A 17,004-nucleotide genomic window follows, 5' to 3' on the forward strand; every position below is an offset into this window, starting at 1 on the left:
CTCCTCGCTATTCCTCGCTCGTACTGGCCACGGGTGCTCCGACCCGACCCAGCCAGCGGCGGAGAGCGATGTCGGGCGCACCGCGGTATCCGATGTGGCCGTCGGGGCGGACGACGAGGGCGCCGGTCCACGGCGCGCGGGTCAGTCGGTGCACGTGCACGGGCGGGGCCGCCACCGGCGCGTCCGGGACCGGCAGATCGCCGGACAGCAGGACGTGCAAGCCGGGCCGGGCGATCAGCTCGTGCAGCCGCACGTCGCGGCCGCCGGCCGTGACAGTGGCGTCGGGCAGCCGGTCCCCGGAACGCGGTCCGCCGGTGTGAGCAGCCGCCGCCTCGACGGAGATCGGGCTGCGACGGTAGTTCTCGCCGAAACGTGCGAGCAGCCGGACGATCTCGGTGAGGGGCCATCGCCGGCGCAGGGCGACCGGCACGGCCGGCGCGGCGAGCGGGGCGAGCGTGCCGCGGACGAACGACGCCAGGGGGTTCGCCGAGGCCTCGGCCCAGAACACCAGGTGCGTGAGGGCGAGCACGTGGCGGGCCACCGGCCGTCGCTCCCGGTCGTAGGAGTCGAGCAGCTCCTCGGGTGTGGTGCTCGCGGCGGCGAGGGCGAGCTTCCACCCGAGGTTGGCCGCGTCCTGGATACCGGTGTTCATGCCTTGTGCGGCGGCGGGGGAGTGGGTGTGCGCGGCGTCGCCGGCGAGGAACAGGGGGCCGCGTCGGTATGTGGCGGCCAGCCGATGCTGAACTCGCACCCGGCTGGACCAGCCGACCCCACGGATGCGTGCCGGCAGTCCGGCTTCGTCGAGCAGGTGCTGCAACTCGCTCCGGTCGACCGGTGGTCCGGGCTGCCCGAACGCGAGTGCCGGGTCGGTACAGGGTCGGGTGGCCAGCAGCCGCCACGTCGCGCACTCGCCCAGGGCGAACACGAACAGCAGCCCGCGGCGCCCGGCGACCACGTGGGCGACGCCCGGAGCGAGGTCGCCGTCGAGTTCGAGGTCGGCCAGCACGATCTCCGGGTGGTAGCCGGCGCCGTACCAGCCGATGCCGGCGACTCGGCGGACCGTGCTGTCGGCGCCGTCGCAGCCGGCGACCCACCGGTACCACCCGCGTTCGGAGCCGTCGGGCCCGTGCAGCATGACGTGCGCCCCGACTCCGCCGCCGTCGGAGATGCCGATGAGTTCGGTGCCGCGCTGCACCTGCACCCCGCGCTCGCCGAGTGCCCGATCGAGCACCGCCTCGACGTCGGCCTGCCGTAGCAGCGTCAGGTGCGGATAGGCGGTGTCCGGCAGGTCGATCCGGCCGAGCCGCACGGGCACGACCCGCCGACCCAGGTGTAGCTGCGCGGCGGGAGCGGTGTCCGCTCGTGCAAGGAGATCGTCCACGACCCCGAGCGGTCGGAGCACCTCCAGGGTGCGCGGGTGCACGATGAGTGCCCGGGACGGCCGGAAGACCGACGGCCGGCGCTCCACCACCCGGACATGGGCACCGTGTGCCTGCGCCTGGAGAGCCAGCGCCAGGCCGGTCGGTCCGGCGCCGACCACGAGAACGTGCGGTCGTGGAGTCACGCGACCGCGACCGGGCGCCACCACTGCGCCTCTGTGTCGCCGGTCGCCACCCGGCCAGCCACCGAAGGGTCCTGCAGCAGCTCGTCGCGCCGCAGCCCCGGCAGCACCTGGTAATGGATCGAGCCGCGCACGCACACCAGCGCGAGCACCCACCACAGGGCGCGTGCGTAGGCCTCGGCGAGCGCCGGGTCGTCCCATTCGTAGAGACCGCGGTAGACGCCCTGCTCGTCGTGGGCCAGCCACAGCTTCGACACGTACCCGGGGAACCCCACGAACAGCGGCGTGTTGAGGATGCTCTCGATCCGGAAGGCGGCGTGTGCGAGGCGGCCGCGCACAGCCCGGAGCCGGAACTCGACCACGAGCACGCTCGGATCCTCCGGTCCCGGGCGGTCCACCACCGTCTCGCGGTACACGCGGGCCGAGGTGCCGTCGGCGAACCGCAGGCGCATGCCCACGTGGCCCCGGGGTAGGTGGACCCGGCGGCGGCCGAGCAACACCGCGGTGATCGCGGCGCACCGGGCCAGTGCGCGAACGGCGCAGGCCACCGGGAGGGGCTCGTGCTCGCTTGCCGTCACGATGTCGGTCTCCTCGTCCTTCCGCCGGGTGTCGCCACTACCCGGGCAGCCTGTCCGGCCGGACCGGGACGACGGCAGGGACGAATGGCAGGGATGCGCAGGTCGCTTCGCCCGTGCTGCGGCCGCCCCCGGTAGCCGCGTCCGGGACATCGGCGTGTACGACTCACGCCCGCCCCGGGTTCGGGACGTTGGGCCCTGCTCGGCGTCCGAGGCACGGACGACGGTGGGCAGCATGAACGGTCTCTCGTTCCTGATCCCGGACGCGGGCGCTATCACCGCCCCGACCGTCCGCCGGCAGTCGACCGGGGCGCTCCGGTGAGCCGCTCGGCGGGGCCGAGCACGCTGCTGGAAGCGGCGCTGAATCTTGCCCGGTTCCATCAACAGCACGAGCGCTTCTACAGCACATCTCCGTTGGAGACCGCGCTGCGGCTGCACCGACACGCCCGCGCCCTGTCGGCGCTGGCCGACCGGTGGGCCATCGCCGAGCCGTCCGTCCGTCGGGGCCCGAACCCGTTCGCGGGCGCCAACGACCTCAACAGCGAGGCGGCGACTGCGCTCGACGGTGTGCTGTTCATGGAGGGCGAGGGGCGCCCGGCCGAGATCACCGCGATGATCCGCGAACTCCGTTCGCAGGCCGACGCCTTCACCGAGGGCGGCGAGTGGCTGGCGAATGCCATGCGGGCCTCCTGGGAGACGGCTGCGTCGATGCTGGCGTTCGACGGGCTGGCCGAGGTGATGGGCGAGCGACACCGGATCATCAGCAACGACTGGCTGGCCGCGCACATGCAGTCGTTGATCGGGATCTTGCTGGCCCGCGCCGCCGACATGCTCGAGGGCGTGGACCTCGACCCCGCCGCTCTGCGTGCCGACCTCGGCGGTTCCCGGACGGGGGCGGCCCGGCTGTACGCCATCGCCGAGATCATTTCGCGGGCGGCCGACCTGTGCTGTGAATCGGCTGGTCTGGTGCACGACAACGAGCGTCGGTGGCGAGTGTGCCGGCACCGGACTCAGCAGCTGATGGAAGCAATGGGCGTCGATGCCGCGGTCATCGGGACCGCAGCCGGCGGAGGCGGGAAGGAGCCGGGCGCGAGCGAGGATCCGCCGGGTCGGACGAACCCGCGCTGAGGACGTGCGCTGACCGCTCTCGACCAGGCGGAGCCTGTGGTGCGGGTGGCTCGGTCGGCCGGAAGGCGACGAACGGGTGGGTGCGGACGAACTCCCGCAACGGGCCGTCGTCGCGCAGGTTCCCCCAGCCGAGAACGGTGCTGATCAGGCGCATCCGGCGCGGGTGCGCACGGCGGAACTGCATAGCGACGTCGAACGCCTCCTCCTCGGTGAGGAACCGCTGTTGCGGGGTGAACGTGCGCCCGCCCAACTGAACCTGGGTGGCGGGCTCCGCTCGCAGGTTGCGGTACCACTCCGTCTGCGGACCCCAGCCGGCACAGATCACCGCCTCGCCGCTGGCCTCGACGTAGCGCAACACCATCGCGACCGCCTGGTGCGGGAGTCTCGTCCGGCGCCCGACATGGGTGAACGCCAAGAAGGTGCGGCCCAGTGCCGGCCCGGCGTTGTGCCGGTAGGCCTTCAGCGGCAGCCGGAAGATCGCGACCGCCAGGCGGCCGGGCTGCCGGCGCAGTCCGAGCAGATGCCGGTCGTGGCCAGGAGACCGGGAAGTTCTCGACTCGCTCACGGTCCGCACCTCCGCAGAAGGTCTCGGCGCAGTGCACGGTGCTGGAGGCAGCGAACGACGGCGATCGACCGATCGCCAGTGGCTATGGTCCTGGCGATCCCGGGCAGGACGCAGCTGCCGTTCGGACCGATCGGCTCCGACGCGTCCTTCGTCTCCGGGATGAAGGTCATTCGCCTGTTGGGGATGGCCCGGGCGGTTCCTAGCGTGGAAGGCGTCAGCAAGGCCGGTGAGCGAGGTGATGAGCATGGAACGTGCCCTGGTGGTCTACGAGTCGGTGTTCGGCGACGCCCGCGCGATCGCGCACGCAGTCGGCGACGGGCTGTCGGCGTTCCTGGAAGCGACCGCGGTCGCCGCCGCCGAGGCCCCGCCCGAGCTCGGCCCCGACGTCCGGCTCCTCGTCGTCGGCGGCCCCAATCACGCCTTCGGTATGCCGCGGCCCTCCACCCGGGAGGGCGCGGTGTCGCAGCACGGTGCCGTCATCCCCGACCTCGCCACGGGCCTGCACGAGTGGCTGGAGGCGGTCCGGGTCCCTCCCGGCCGGCTCGCTGCCGCCGCGTTCGATACGCGCACCAGCGGACACCGGATCCTGGTGAAGATGGATCATGCCGCGCGGACGGAGGAGAAGCTCCTCGGGAAGCTCGGAGCGGTGATCCTCGCGCCTGCCCAGCACTTCTTCGTCGCCGACACCAAGGGGCCGTTGATCGACGGCGAGGAGGACCGTGCACGCGCCTGGGGCCGGACGCTGGGAGAGCTGGCTGCCGCCCGCGCCGACAGCCGGTGAGTCGGCCTGCCGTCGCCGCTCACCGGCGCTCACCGCAGAACTCCATGGGCGACTGGTCGAGGGTCGTCAGCCCGCGTGCGTGCCACCCGGTGGCGGCCCGTCCAGCGGTAGGCCTCGTCCACACCCCACACGATGACGGGCATGGGCAGCAGGAGCAGCAACGCCCAGCCCGGGAGGGCAGCGGTGCCGAAGACGGTCTGCAGGGCGGGGAGGTAGATCACGGCAGCGGCGAAGGCGATCTCGAACGCGATCCCGGCGAGCAGCAGGCGGTTACTGCTCACGCCGATGCGCCACAGTGAGGTGTGATCGGTCCGGGCGGCGAACGCGGTACCGATCTGACAGGCGACGATCGCGGCGAAGCTGGCCGTGGTGGCCTGTAGGTAGGCATGGTGCAGGGCTGAGCCGGGCCCGGTGTCGGCGCCGGGAGCCCAGCCGGCACCGGTGAGGACAAGCAGGAACAGGGCCAGGCCGAGGGCGGCCGAGACCACGCCCATGATCCCCCACGCACGCAGCAACATTCGCCTGTCGATCACCCCTCGGCCGCGGGGCCGGGGTGGACGTTCCATGAGCCCGGGCTCGGCCTTCTCCCGACCCAGCGCGAGCGCGGGCAGCGTCTCGGTGCCGAGGTCGACGGCGAGGATCTGCAGCACGGTCAACGGGAGTGGGACGAGTCCGCCGGACAGGGCGAACAGCAGGAACGGCACGATCTCGGGGATGGCGTGGGCGAAGATGTAGAGCACGAACTTGCGCACGTTGTCGAAGACCCGCCGGCCCTCCTCGACCCCGGCGACCACGGTGGCGAAGTTGTCGTCGGTGAGGATCATGGTGGCGGCCTCGCGGGCGACCTCGGTGCCCTCGCGTCCCATCGCCACGCCGATGTCGGCGTGGTGGAGGGCGGGGGCGTCGTTGACGCCGTCTCCGGTCATCGCCACGGTCTGGCCGTCGGCGCGCAACGCGTCGGCGATGCGCAGCTTGGCCTCGGGCGCTGCGCGGGAGAACACGATCTCCCCGCGACCGGCCAGCAGCCGGTGCAGGTCCGGGTCGGTCATGACGTCGAGCTCGTCGCCCTCGACGATCCGGTCGGCTCGCAGTCCGACCCGACGGGCGATCTCGGCGGCCGTGCGGCCGTTGTCGCCGGTCACGACGTGCACCCGTATCCCGGCGGAGTGGCATGCGGCCACCGCGGCGGCCACCTCGGGGCGGGGCGGGTCGAGCAGCCCGACCAGGCCGAGCAGGTCGAGTCCCGGCCCCTCGGCGACGTCGCGGGCCGGCGCGGTCTCCCCGGTCCACGGGCGACGGGCGACGGCGAGGACGCGCAGACCGCGGCCGGCCATCTCGTCGACCGCGGCCTCGATCGCGGTGGCTCGGTCCGGGGCGAGCCTGCAGCGGGGGACGAGCACCTCCGGTGCGCCCTTCACGTGGACCCACCGGCCGTCCGGGAGGTCGTCGAGGGTGGCCATGGTGCGGCGGCGGGCGTCGAAGGCGAACAGGGCGCGCCGGTCGCGGTCGCGAGTGTCGACACGGACGTCGACGCCGGCCTCGGCGGCCATCGCCAACAGTGCGAGCTCGGTCGGGTCCCCCGTTCCGGCCGCGGCGTCCGCAGTGGCGCAGCGGGCCACCGCGACCGCCAGCTCGGGTTCCGGGCCGGCGAGGGGCCGTCCGCCGCGATCGCGCACGTCCTGCACCGACATCCGTCCGACGGTCAGGGTGCCGGTCTTGTCGGTGCAGACGACCGTGGTGGAGCCGAGTGTCTCCACCGCCGACAGCCGCTTGACCAGCGCGCCGCGACGGGCCATGGCCCGGACGCCGCCGGCGAGGGCCAGGGTGATGGTGGGCAGCAGCCCTTCGGGGACGTTGGCCACGAGCAGGCCGACGGCGAAGATCGCCGCCTCGGTCCACGACAGCCCGGCGAGCACGCCGAGGGGGAGGAACGCGATCCCGACGCCGACGGCTACCGCAGCGATCAGGTAGGCCACGCGGCGGACCTGCCGCTCCAGCGGGCTCTCGTCGTGCCCCCGTCGGCCGGTGAGGGAGGCGATGCGGCCGATCTCCGTGTGCCGGCCCGTGGCGTGGACGACGGCCTCGGCGGCCCCGGCCACGCACGCCGTGCCGCTGAACACGAGCACCGGGGAGTCGAGCTTGCGATCGGCGGCGTCGGGCTCGGCCGCGTCGCGCTCCACCGGCACCGACTCCCCGGTCAACGCCGACGCGTCCACCTCCAGCGCTCCGGTCAGCAGGCGGGCGTCGGCGGGCACGCGGTCGCCCTCGGCGATCAGCACGACGTCGCCGGGCACCAGTTCGGCGGCGGGGATCTCGACGACGGCGCCATCACGGCGCACCCGCGACCGCGGCGGCAGGTAGCGCCCCAGCGCCTCGACCGCCTTGCTCGCCTGGGTCTCCTGGACGAACGCGAACACCGCGTTCAGTGCGACCACGGCCAGGATCGCCCACCCGAGCTCGCGGGTGCCGGAGACGAAGGCGAGCACCGCGGCGGCGATCAGCAGCAGGGCGAGGGGATGGGTGAACTGCCGCAGCAGCGCCCGTGGCCACTCCCGGCCCGCATGTTGCTCGAGCACGTTCGGGCCGTAGCGGTCGAGCCGGCGGGCGGCCTCTGCCGAGCCCAGCCCCGAGCGGGAGGAGTGCAGGTCACGCAGCAGCACCTCGACCGGCTCGCGGGGGTCGGCGTCCTCGGTCGTGGTGCCGGTCGCGGCGACCTGACGCGCGCTGGCGGTCATCGTGCTCCCTGTGCGGGCGATCAACGGGATCGTTCCCAGGCAACCCCGTGTGGAGCCCTTGCTCTCAGGGGCCTTCGGCCCGTTACCGAAGGCCGTCGGCAGTGCGGTACGCCCCTGCCGGGTCGCAGGGACCGCCGGCGGGAGGACATCGGCGGCACCACGGAGGTCTTCGGACTCGCGCGGGAGGCCGGTCGATCTCCCACGCTGGTGTGCGGCTCCCCTCGTACGGGAGCGCCGGGACGCCTGGAGGACCACATGATCGAGAAGCTGACCGACCTGCCCGACGGCATCCTCGGCCTGAGGGTCGGGGGCCGGCTCACCCCGCAGGACTACGAGGACGTGATCACCCCGATGGTCGCCGAAGCGGTGCGGGAGGGCGGCCGGATGCGGTGCCTGATCGAGATCGAGGACGACTTCAGCGGGCTCACGCCGCCTGCGGTCGTCGACGACGTCCGCCTCGGGCTGCGGACGGTCGGCTCCTTCGACGGGGTCGCGGTCGTCAGCGACCTCGGATGGATCAGGACGCCGACGCAGTGGGCGGCCTTCGTGGTCCCGTTCCCGATGCGGGTCTTCCCCATGGCTGAACGGCGCGCGGCGGCCGACTGGCTGGCTGCGCTACCGGCGGAGGCCAGGATCGAGGTCACTTTCGACGAGACGGCCGGAGTCGTCACTGCCGAGGTGAGCGAGGCGCTGCGGATCGAGGACTTCGAGCGCCTCGCCGCCACGATCGACCCGTGGATGCGCGAGCACGGCGAGCTGCCCGGTCTGGTGCTGCACGTCCGCCGGGTGCCGGGGTGGACGAGCCTGGGCAGCCTCGTGCGGCACATCCAGTTCGTGGTGCGCCACCAGGGCAAGCTCGGGCGCCTCGCACTCGCCACGGATGTCCCGGTCGCCGACGCGGTGGCGTCGGTCGCCGATCATGTCCTGCACCCGCAGATCCGCGCGTTCGGGTACGCGGACCTCCGGGCGGCGCAGGCCTGGGCCGCCGGCTCGTGATCCGGGGGAACCGGGTCCGGACCGGTCGCCGGGTCCGGTTCCTGCCCGTGCCGGGCCCGCATCGACCGGCCCTCAGGACGTCACCGTGCCCGGGATGTCGGCGGTGGTCCGGGCGGCGGACGGCGTGGTGAGCGGAAGGGGGGCCAGCAGGACCGGGCTGCTCGATGCGTGGAGCAGCATGGTGGCCAGGGTCCCGACGCCCCGCCCGCGATGCCGGCCCACCACCACGAGCTGGGCCAGCTCCGAGAGCTGCAGCACCGACCAGGCCGGGCTGCCACGCTCGACGGTCCACCGAACCCGCAGCTCGGGGTGATCCGCCGTGACGGCCGAGGCGATTTCCTGCAGGGCCTGCTCGGCCTCCTCCCGATGGGGCACCCGTTCCCGGCGTCCGAGCCTGCGGAGGATGTCGCCGGTGCTCTCTTCCCAGACGTGTGCCACGTGCAGGTCGGCGTCGCGTCCCGCCGCGAGTTCGGCCGCGCGGCGGACGAGAACCGCGCTGCCGGGGCGCCCGTCGACCGCAACCAGGATCGGCCGCGCGCGGTCCGGTACCGGGCGTCCCGGTGCAGCCCGGACCACCGCGAGGGCACAGGGGGCCGCGCGCGCCAGCCGGGCGGCCGTGGTCCCGATGGTGGGCAGGGCCCGCCCGCCACCGCGGTTCCCCACCACGAGCAGGTCGGCGTCCGCGCCGAGCCGGGCGAGGACATGCGCCGGTGTCCCGACCGCGATCCGCGTCTCGACGGGCCGGTCACCCCCGTTGATCCGCGCGATCGCGGCGGCCCGCCGGAGGAGGGCGTCGGTCTCCGGGAGCGGGCCGGATGACGAGCGGGCAACCACGCAGACGACGTGCAGGGGCAGCCCTCGCAGCCCCGCCTCGTCGGCAGCCCACGCCACCGCTCGCGTCGCCCCGCCCGACCCGTCCGTCCCGACGACGACGGGGCGGGCGGGCGGCGGGGTGCTCACCGGATCCACCGAGGGGTCTCCGTGCGCGTATCGGCGTCGTCGGTCCTTTCGGCGGTGGTCACGAGTCCGGCGTCGCGCTCTGCCGGGGTCGGTACGTGGGACGGCCGGTCGGCGGGGAACGAGACGTCCGGGTAGTCCGGGTAGCGCCGCCACAGGTCGGCGGGATCGCGCATCGGAGGGATGGGCGGCATCGGAGGGACCGGACGGGGCTGGTCCTGCTCGTGGGGTGCCGTGGCACGGACGGCCTCGCGCATCTCGTGCGTGCGTTCGTCGAAGAAGCGCAGGATCTCGACGGGGAAGGGCATGACGAGGGTGCTGTTCTTCTCGACGGCGACGTCGGCCACGGTCTGCAGCAGGCGTAGCTGGAGCGCACCGGGTGTGCCCGACATCCTGGCCGCCGCGACGCTGAGCTGTTCGGACGCCTGACGTTCGCCGTCCGCAGCGATCACCCGAGCACGCCGCTCGCGTTCGGCCTCGGCCTGCCGGGACATCGACCGCGTCATCTGCTCGGGCAACGCGATGTCGCGCAGCTCGACCAGCTCGATCCGCACGCCCCACGGCTGCTCGGTCGGTGCGTCGATGAGGGTCTTGAGCTCGGCGCTGATGCGTTGCCGGTCCGACAGCAGGGTGTCGAGGTCGGCCCGCCCGATCACGGTCCGCAGCGAGGTCTGGGCGACCCGGGAGACCGCGTTGCGGTAGTCCTCGATGTTGACGATCGCCTTCACCGGGTCGACGACCCGGAAGTAGACCGCCGCGTCGACCTGGACGGTCACGTTGTCCCGGGTGATCGCGCCCTGGGCCGGGACGGCCAGCACCACGACCCGCGTGCTCACCTTCACCATGCGGTCGGCGATCGGGACGAGGAAGCGCAGCCCGGGTTGGCGGACCCTCTCGAGGGCCCGGCCGAAGCGGAAGACGACACCGCGCTCGTACTGCTGCACGAGCCGAATGCTGAGGACGGCGAGCAGCAGGACGAGCACCGCCGCTGCGACGATCCAGGTCAGAGTGGTCATGCAGCGGAGCGTGACGCGGCGGGGCCGCCGCAGCAGGTGCCGACGGACCTCGCACGCGCAGGCCTTGTGCCCGCGCCGACCGGGCCGGGCCCTTCGGCCTCGCCGGGACGGGCCGGAGCGCCGCTGCGCGGCGGGGCCGCGCGGGCAGACCGTGGGGCGATCGCCCACACACCGGGAGGACGCATGGCGGGCATGGTCGGCGGCGCGGTCGTCGTCGGGATCGACGGTTCGGACCACGCCCTGGAGGCGGTGCGATGGGCGGCGGCGGAGGCGGAGGGCCGCGGCGTGCGGCTACGCCTGGTCGCCGCTGTCCAGCCGCCGCGGGCCGATCTGGTGCTTCCACCCCGGGAGGCGGACAAGCAGCACCTGACCCGTATGCGGGCCGCCGGTGGGCCGCTGGACGCGGCGGCTGCCGCGGCCGCTGCCGTGGCGCCCGAGCTCGAGATCGATCGCGAGGTGATCGAAGGGGCGCCGGCCGAGGTCCTCGTCGAGGAGTCGACGACCGCCGCGCTGGTGGTCGTGGGTCATCGAGGGCGCGGTGGGTTCACGGGCCTGCTACTCGGCTCCGTCGGGCTCGCCCTCGCCGCGAAGGCCACCTCCCCGGTGGTCGTGGTCCGAGGATCCACCGATCGGGCCCGGGGCGTCGTGGTGGGGGTGGACGGCACCCCGCTCGGCGACTCCGCGCTCGGGTTCGCGTTCGTCGAGGCTGCGCGGGGCGGTGGCCCGCTCGTCGCTGTCCGGGCCTGGGCGGAGGCCGCGCTCGACCCCTTCCTGGAACCCTTCCTGGACTGGGACGCGATCGCCGCGGACGAGCGCGACGTGCTCGACCGGGCCCTCGCGCCGTGGGAGGAGAGATTCCCGGAGGTCGACGTTCGCCGCGTGCTGGTGCGGGCGAACGCCGCGAAGACGTTGATCGAGCACGCCGGCACCGCTTCCCTGGTCGTGCTCGGATCGCGGGGGCGCGGCGGCCTACGTGGCCGGGTGCTCGGGTCGGTCGGGCAGGCCCTGCTGCAGCACGCGCCGTGCCCGGTCGCAGTGGTTCACGCGGTGGTTCACGCACCGGCTGCGAGCGCGGAGTCGGCGCCCGCCGACGTCGCGGAGGAGGTCGCGCGATGACACAGCTGGAAGCGCGCTGGGTCCGGCTCCTGTCCGAGGTCACCGCGGGCGATGTCGGGGAGGTCGGCGGCAAGGCCGCCAACCTGGGTGAGCTGACCGTGGCCGGCTTCCCCGTGCCGAAGGGCTTCGTCCTCACCGCCGACGCGTACCGCGACTCGATGGCCGCCGCGGGCGTCCAGGAGGAGCTGGGGACGCTGTACACCGGGGCGATCCGCGCGGCCTTCGAGCGGCAGCGCCAGGCGACCCTCGCCGGGCTCTGCGAGCAGATGCAGGACCTGGTGCGCAAGTCCGGCCTCCCGCCCGACCTGGTCCGGCAGGTGCACACGGCGTACGCCGGCCTGGGGATCCAGGACCTGGGGCCGGTCAGCGTCGCGGTCCGGTCCTCGGCACTCGGCGAGGACAGCTCGGCGATGTCGTTCGCCGGCGTGCACTCCACGTTCACCGACGTCCGCGGCGCGAGCGAGCTCGTCGACCGGATCGCGGACTGCTGGGCGTCGGCGTTGTCCCCGAGAGCGCTGGCCTACCGCGCCGAGTTCGGCGACAACACGCCGCCGGCGGTCGCCGTCGTCGTGCAGGTGATGGTGAACGCGCAGCGCTCCGGCGTCGCCTTCACCGCCGACCCGACGACCGGACGCCGTGACCGGGTCGTGGTCGAGGCCGCGCTCGGGCTGGGCGAGGTCGTGGTGAGCGGAGCCGTCGAACCCGACACCTACGTCCTGGCCGTCCCGGACCTTGGCATGAAGTCGGTGCGGATCGGGCACCAGACCCACGAGATCGTGCGCGGGGCGGACAGCCGTGGCGTGAGCGTGCGGCTCACCGACGAACGGGCCGGGGCCCGGGTGCTCGCCGACACCCAGGCGCAGGCCGTCGCGCGGCTCGCCGTGCGGGTGCAGGAGCACTTCGGCCGTCCGCAGGACGTGGAGTGGGCGATGGCGGGGCAACAGCTCTGGCTGCTGCAGACCCGACCGATCACCACCAAGCTGGGGCCCGAGGAGCCGGCCGAGGAACCGGAGACGGCGGGCCCGCCCCGCGGCACCGTGCTGGCCACGGGTCTCGGCGCCGCCCCGGGGCGCAGGGACGGGCCCGTCCGCGTGCTGCACGAGCCACGCGACGGGGACCGCCTGCGCAAGGGGGACGTCCTGGTCGCGCCGAGGACCGACCCGGACTGGCTTCCGACACTACGACGCGCCGGCGCCGTGGTGACCGACCAGGGTGGGGTGACGTGCCACGCGTCGATCGTGGCCCGGGAACTGGGCATCCCGTGCGTCGTGGGTGCGCGCACCGCCACGGCGGACCTGCCGGACGGCGAGCTGGTCACCGTCGACGGCGACTCCGGGACGGTGACCCAGGGCGGCCAGGCACGGGCCGTGCCGGCAGCCGCCGCCGACGTCCGGGTCGTGGAGCCGGACCGGGCTCCGGCGCGGATCACGACCGGCACCCAGCTGCACGTCAATCTGGCGATGCCGGAGGCCGCGGAACGCGTCGCCGCACTCGACGTCGACGGTGTCGGGCTGCTGCGCGCCGAGCTCGCCCTCACCTCCGCGTTGAACGGCCGGCACCCGCGGGCGGTGCTCGCCGCGGGCGACGAGACCGGCTTCGTCGACGCCATGGTGGGCGCCGTCGGCCGCATCGGCGCCGCCTTCGCGCCGCGCCCGGTTCTCTACCGCACCACCGATCTGCGCAGCAACGAGTTCCGTGGGCTGCAGGGTGGTGAGGAGTACGAGCCGGTCGAGCGGAACCCGATGATCGGCTACCGGGGCGCCTACCGATACCTGCGCGAGCCGGATCTGTTCGCCTTGGAGCTGCGCATGCTCGCGGAGGTCCGCGAGCGGTGGCCGAACGTGCACCTGATGATCCCCTTCGTGCGGACCCGCTGGGAGCTGGCGGCGGTGCTCGACCTCGTCGACGGCAGTCCGCTGGGCCGCCGGCGCGGGCTGCAGCGGTGGCTGACCGCCGAGGTGCCGTCGGTGGTGCACTGGCTGCCGGAGTACGTCGGGCTGGGGATCGACGGGGTCTCCATCGGCAGCAACGACCTCACCCAGCTCGTGCTCGGGGTGGACCGCGACTCCGAGGCGCTCGCCGAGCTCTTCGACGAGTCGGACCCCGCGGTGCTCGCGGCGATCTCGTCGATCGTCGAGCAGGCCACGATGCTGGGCGTGCCGACATCGTTGTGCGGGCAGGCGCCGAGCCGGAGGCCCGCCTTCGCCGAGTTCCTGGTGCGCGCCGGGATCACGTCGATCTCGGTCAACCCGGACGCTGTCGACACCACCCGCGCCGCGATCGCCGCGGCGGAGCGACGCGTGCTGCTCGAGTCGGCCCGACGGACGCGGACAGGATCGTGACCATCGGGGAAGGAGCCGTGATGCACGCACGGATCGGAGACTGGCTCGTGGTGCCGCCAGGTCCGCACGAGTCGCACGGCCGACGCGGTCAGATCGTGGGGCTGGCGCATCCCGACGGGGGGCCGCCCTACCGGGTGCGCTGGCTCGAGGACGATCACGAGAACCTGGTCTTCCCGCCACCCGACGCGCACCTGGAGCGGCACCCGACGCACCCCGTCCAGGAGGCCCCCGGACAGTGATCGCGGAGGTCCACCGGCCCCCTCGCCGAGGACCGGCGACCGTGACTTGGGGGATGCCCTCCGCGGGATGCTCCCTCATGGCTGCCGGCGACGGCCCGGCCCTCGAGGGGAGCAGGCATGGAAGCACCGACGATCGTCGTGGGGATGGACGGCTCGGCCGGTGCCCGCACCGCCCTCGAGTACGCCGTGGGCGACGCCGCACGACGAGGAGCCCGGGTGCGGGCCGTGATGGCCTTCGAGGCGCCCGACTACTGGCCGGAGTTCGACCGGCTGAACACGCCCCCGACCTCGGCCGAGATCGCGGAGAGGATCGAGAGCGGCCTCCGCGAGGCGGTCGCCGAGGTCCGAACCGCCCTGGTCCCGGCCGACGCACGGGTGGCCGACGTCCCGGTCGACGTCCTGGCGCTGGCGGGGTCGCCGGCGGCGGTGCTCGTGGCCCAGGCGGAGGACGCCGACGACCTCGTCGTGGGGCACCGCGGCCGGGGCGGCCTCACCAGCACGCTGCTCGGCTCCGTCGGTCTGCAGTGCGTGTTGCACGCACCCTGCCGGGTCACCGTGGTCCGGCCGCCCCGGACAGCGCCGGTGGCGGGGAAGCCGGCCCGGACGGCGGGGAGGGTGCGGTGACCGCCCCGCCGTTGCGGCGGACCCGGGCCCGTGACGTCATGTCCACCCGGGTGGTGTCCGTCTCGCCGGAGACCGAGTTCGACGAGGTCGCCCGGGTACTGGCCCGGAACGCCGTCCGAGCCGTGCCGGTCGTGGAGGGCACCCGCCTGCTCGGGGTGGTCTCGGAGGCCGACCTGCTCAGGATCGCGGAGTTCGGTGATCCGCCGGGACGAGATCCCGTCCGTCGGTGGCGGGAACCACGGCGTCCGACAACGGCGCGGACGCTCATGAGTACCGCGGTGGTGACCGTGCGTCCGGAGGCGTCCGTCGCGGAGGCTGCACGCCGGATGCGGCAGGGCGGAGTGAGCTGGCTGGCGGTGACCGAGTTCCGAGGGGCCGCCGAACACGTCGTCGGTGTGCTCGGCCGCACCGACATCCTGAGCGTGTTCCTGCGCGACGACGCGGAGCTGCGGGCGGAGGTCATCGAGGGCGTGGTCCGACCGATCCTCGGTGATGCCGCCGACGCGGTGTCCGTCGACGTCGATCGCGGCGTCGTCACGCTGTGCGGCACCGTGTCCCGCCGCGGGCAGGCCTCGCGGATCGGGGCGCTGGTGGGGCGGCTGGAGGGGGTCGTCGCAGTGCACGACCAGCTGGTCTCCGAGGAGTGGATCGAACCGATCGCGGGCCCGCTGTACTGAGCGGACCCTGCCGGACGGGCGGGCTCCGCCCCGGCCGAGGGCCCGCGCGGAGCGGGTCCTCCGGCGGCGGAGACGGGGCCCGCCGTCCCTGCCGCTACGACCGCACGCGGCGGAGGCTGGCGACCATGGCGAACACCGCGTACCCGGTCCGGGTCACCGGGCAGCTCGAGGGCGAGCCGTCGCGCTGGCTCTGGCTGGTCAAGTGGCTCCTGCTCGTCCCGCACCTGATCGTGCTGGCCGTCCTGGGACTCGCGTTCTGGGTCCTGACCGTGGTCGCGTTCGTCGCGATCCTCGTCTCGGGCGGCTATCCCCGCGCCATCTTCGGGTTCAACCTCGGCGTGCTGCGGTGGGGGTGGCGGGTCGCCTACTACGGCTACGCCGCGAACGGCACGGACCGCTACCCGCCGTTCACACTCGCCGACCGCCCGGACTACCCGGCCCGCCTCGAGATCGACCACCCGGAGCGGCTGTCCCGCGGGCTCGTGCTGGTGAAATGGTGGCTACTGGCGCTCCCGCACTACCTCGTGCTGGTCTTCCTGATCGGGGCCGGCGGCACCGTCGTGTGGCGCATCGGCACCACCGGGGCCATCGGCTTCGACGGTGGCCTGGTGACCGTGCTGGTCCTGTTCGCCGTCGTGGCGCTGCTGTTCACCGGCCGCTACCCCCGCGGGTTGTTCGACCTCGCGCTCGGGTTCGACCGGTGGGTGCTGCGCGTGGTCGCCTACGCGGCGCTGATGACCGACGCGTACCCGCCGTTCCGGCTCGACCAGGGCGGCGCGGAACCGCTGCCGCTCCCGCCGCCCGTGCCGCCGGCCGGGCCCGGGGAGGCCGCCGCCGTTCCGCCCGCGCCGGAACCGCCCACCGTCACGCCGGGCGCCTCGCCGACCGTCTTCCGCTCCGGCGGTGCCGCGGTCCTGGACCGCCCCGTCGGCGCCGAGGCACCTCCGTCCCCGCCGGTGGCGCCGACACGAAGCACCTCCGTCCCGCCGCCCTCGGCCGGCCGGTCCGTGCTGCTCGTCGTGGGCGCCATCGTGACGGCGATCGCCCTCGGCCTGACCTTCACCGGGTTCACCGGCCTGGTCACCGACCGGGTCGGTCGGGACGCAGCCGGCTTCGTCGCCTCCGGTGTCGGCACCGCCTCCACCGGCGGAGCAGCCCTGCGCACCGAGCCCGTGCTGATCGACACCGGCACGGACACCGACGCCGTCGCGCGCGTGGTGGGGGAGGTCAGCCTGCGGGCCACCTCCTCCCGCGGCGGCGACGTGTTCGTCGGGATCGGCCCGACCGCGGACGTCGCCCGCTACCTCGACGGTGTCGCGCAGGGCGTGTGGCGTGGCGAGCTGACGGCAGGGACGCCGCGGATCGCCACCCGGGTCGACGAGCTGGTCGGAGTCGCGCCCGCGACCCCGCCGGCGGCCCAGACCTTCTGGGCGGCCTCGGCCTCCGGCCCGGGCACGCAGACGGCCCTGTGGACGCCCGGGGCGGGCAGCTGGACCGCAGTGGTGATGAACGCCGACGGCACCGCCCCCGTCGCGGCTGATGTCCAGGTCGGTGCCCAGGTGCCGGTGCTCGGCGCCACCTCTGCGGTGGCCCTCTGGACCGGCCTCGGGCTGTTGGTGATCGGGATCGTCGTCATCGTCGCCGGCGCGCGGACGCGCCGGGAACAGGAGGCAGTTCGATGATGTGGGGAGC

The 17,004-nt window shown here is 74.0% G+C and carries 15 protein-coding genes; 9 read left to right on the forward strand and 6 right to left on the reverse strand.

Translation table 11 applies throughout. The features are described from left to right. Positions 1-7: 7 nt before the first annotated feature. Together PKE99_RS03125 and PKE99_RS03130 are read right to left on the reverse strand one after the other, a co-directional pair. The gene (locus PKE99_RS03125) at positions 8-1,564 is read right to left on the reverse strand and encodes an FAD-dependent monooxygenase (protein ID WP_037040237.1); all 1,557 of its coding nucleotides are present in this window, start codon (positions 1,562-1,564) and stop codon (positions 8-10) included. After that, positions 1,561-2,139, reverse strand: a complete 579-nt coding sequence (locus tag PKE99_RS03130; protein WP_037039721.1) for a hypothetical protein — start codon at positions 2,137-2,139, stop codon at positions 1,561-1,563. The genes PKE99_RS03125 and PKE99_RS03130 overlap by 4 nt, the downstream gene beginning before the upstream one ends. A 315-nt stretch (positions 2,140-2,454) precedes the next feature. Here PKE99_RS03130 and PKE99_RS03135 point away from each other — a divergent pair, with 315 nt between their 5' ends. Then, on the forward strand, positions 2,455-3,264 hold the full coding sequence (locus PKE99_RS03135; RefSeq protein WP_197040408.1) for a hypothetical protein: 810 nt from the start codon (positions 2,455-2,457) through the stop codon (positions 3,262-3,264). On the opposite strand, the gene PKE99_RS03140 is transcribed toward PKE99_RS03135, so the two are convergent. Continuing rightward, entirely contained in the window at positions 3,185-3,829 is a 645-nt protein-coding gene (locus PKE99_RS03140; protein WP_051736632.1) for a nitroreductase family deazaflavin-dependent oxidoreductase, read from the reverse strand. The two genes, PKE99_RS03135 and PKE99_RS03140, sit on opposite strands and share 80 nt — an antisense overlap. 244 nt (positions 3,830-4,073) lie before the next feature. On the opposite strand from PKE99_RS03140, the gene PKE99_RS03145 reads away from it, so the two are divergent. Beyond that, positions 4,074-4,610 (forward strand): hypothetical protein, encoded by a 537-nt coding sequence (locus PKE99_RS03145; protein WP_037040245.1) that lies wholly within the window; start codon positions 4,074-4,076, stop codon positions 4,608-4,610. Between the two features lie 29 nt (positions 4,611-4,639). Here the strand turns inward: PKE99_RS03145 and PKE99_RS03150 are convergent, their stop codons facing one another. Then, a complete protein-coding gene (locus PKE99_RS03150) occupies positions 4,640-7,345 on the reverse strand; it encodes a cation-translocating P-type ATPase (RefSeq protein ID WP_051736634.1) in 2,706 nt (901 codons plus the stop codon). Between the two features lie 255 nt (positions 7,346-7,600). On the opposite strand from PKE99_RS03150, the gene PKE99_RS03155 reads away from it, so the two are divergent. Further along, a complete protein-coding gene (locus tag PKE99_RS03155) occupies positions 7,601-8,341 on the forward strand; it encodes a SpoIIAA family protein (RefSeq protein ID WP_037039724.1) in 741 nt (246 codons plus the stop codon). 72 nt (positions 8,342-8,413) lie between these two features. Here PKE99_RS03155 and PKE99_RS03160 read toward each other — a convergent pair whose 3' ends face one another. Both PKE99_RS03160 and PKE99_RS03165 read right to left on the reverse strand, forming a co-directional pair. Then, positions 8,414-9,301, reverse strand: a complete 888-nt coding sequence (locus tag PKE99_RS03160) for a universal stress protein (protein ID WP_197040409.1) — start codon at positions 9,299-9,301, stop codon at positions 8,414-8,416. Further along, the gene (locus tag PKE99_RS03165) at positions 9,298-10,314 is read right to left on the reverse strand and encodes an SPFH domain-containing protein (RefSeq protein WP_081923672.1); all 1,017 of its coding nucleotides are present in this window, start codon (positions 10,312-10,314) and stop codon (positions 9,298-9,300) included. The genes PKE99_RS03160 and PKE99_RS03165 overlap by 4 nt, the downstream gene beginning before the upstream one ends. A 183-nt stretch (positions 10,315-10,497) precedes the next feature. Here PKE99_RS03165 and PKE99_RS03170 point away from each other — a divergent pair, with 183 nt between their 5' ends. The 6 genes from PKE99_RS03170 (at position 10,498) to PKE99_RS03195 (ending at position 16,994) form a co-directional block, all read left to right on the forward strand. Then, entirely contained in the window at positions 10,498-11,430 is a 933-nt protein-coding gene (locus PKE99_RS03170) for a universal stress protein (RefSeq protein ID WP_051736635.1), read from the forward strand. Beyond that, positions 11,427-13,772: a phosphoenolpyruvate synthase gene (gene ppsA / locus PKE99_RS03175; protein ID WP_037039728.1), complete on the forward strand. Its 2,346-nt coding sequence runs from the start codon at positions 11,427-11,429 to the stop codon at positions 13,770-13,772. Before PKE99_RS03170 ends, ppsA begins: the two co-directional genes overlap by 4 nt. A gap of 20 nt (positions 13,773-13,792) precedes the next feature. After that, positions 13,793-14,011 (forward strand): DUF1918 domain-containing protein, encoded by a 219-nt coding sequence (locus PKE99_RS03180; RefSeq protein ID WP_037039731.1) that lies wholly within the window; start codon positions 13,793-13,795, stop codon positions 14,009-14,011. A 117-nt stretch (positions 14,012-14,128) separates the two neighbouring features. Next, entirely contained in the window at positions 14,129-14,635 is a 507-nt protein-coding gene (locus PKE99_RS03185) for a universal stress protein (RefSeq protein WP_051736636.1), read from the forward strand. Further along, complete coding sequence (locus PKE99_RS03190) at positions 14,632-15,312, forward strand: CBS domain-containing protein (protein ID WP_051736637.1); 681 nt, start codon at positions 14,632-14,634, stop codon at positions 15,310-15,312. The genes PKE99_RS03185 and PKE99_RS03190 overlap by 4 nt, the downstream gene beginning before the upstream one ends. Positions 15,313-15,437: 125 nt before the next feature. Continuing rightward, positions 15,438-16,994: a DUF4389 domain-containing protein gene (locus tag PKE99_RS03195; protein ID WP_037039733.1), complete on the forward strand. Its 1,557-nt coding sequence runs from the start codon at positions 15,438-15,440 to the stop codon at positions 16,992-16,994. Positions 16,995-17,004 lie beyond the last annotated feature (10 nt).

The sequence above is a fragment of the Pseudonocardia halophobica genome, assembly GCF_027922425.1.
Classification (GTDB): Bacteria; Actinomycetota; Actinomycetes; order Mycobacteriales; family Pseudonocardiaceae; genus Pseudonocardia; species Pseudonocardia halophobica.

What these genes read in the sequence shown, in the direction of transcription:
- PKE99_RS03170 (WP_051736635.1), top strand. Translation starts at nt 10,498, where the DNA reads ATGGCGGGCATGGTCGGCGGCGCGGTCGTCGTCGGGATCGACGGTTCG.
- ppsA (WP_037039728.1), top strand. Translation starts at nt 11,427, where the DNA reads ATGACACAGCTGGAAGCGCGCTGGGTCCGGCTCCTGTCCGAGGTCACC.
- PKE99_RS03165 (WP_081923672.1), bottom strand. Translation starts at nt 10,314, where the DNA reads ATGACCACTCTGACCTGGATCGTCGCAGCGGCGGTGCTCGTCCTGCTG.
- PKE99_RS03180 (WP_037039731.1), top strand. Translation starts at nt 13,793, where the DNA reads ATGCACGCACGGATCGGAGACTGGCTCGTGGTGCCGCCAGGTCCGCAC.
- PKE99_RS03185 (WP_051736636.1), top strand. Translation starts at nt 14,129, where the DNA reads ATGGAAGCACCGACGATCGTCGTGGGGATGGACGGCTCGGCCGGTGCC.
- PKE99_RS03150 (WP_051736634.1), bottom strand. Translation starts at nt 7,345, where the DNA reads ATGACCGCCAGCGCGCGTCAGGTCGCCGCGACCGGCACCACGACCGAG.
- PKE99_RS03155 (WP_037039724.1), top strand. Translation starts at nt 7,601, where the DNA reads ATGATCGAGAAGCTGACCGACCTGCCCGACGGCATCCTCGGCCTGAGG.
- PKE99_RS03145 (WP_037040245.1), top strand. Translation starts at nt 4,074, where the DNA reads ATGGAACGTGCCCTGGTGGTCTACGAGTCGGTGTTCGGCGACGCCCGC.
- PKE99_RS03195 (WP_037039733.1), top strand. Translation starts at nt 15,438, where the DNA reads ATGGCGAACACCGCGTACCCGGTCCGGGTCACCGGGCAGCTCGAGGGC.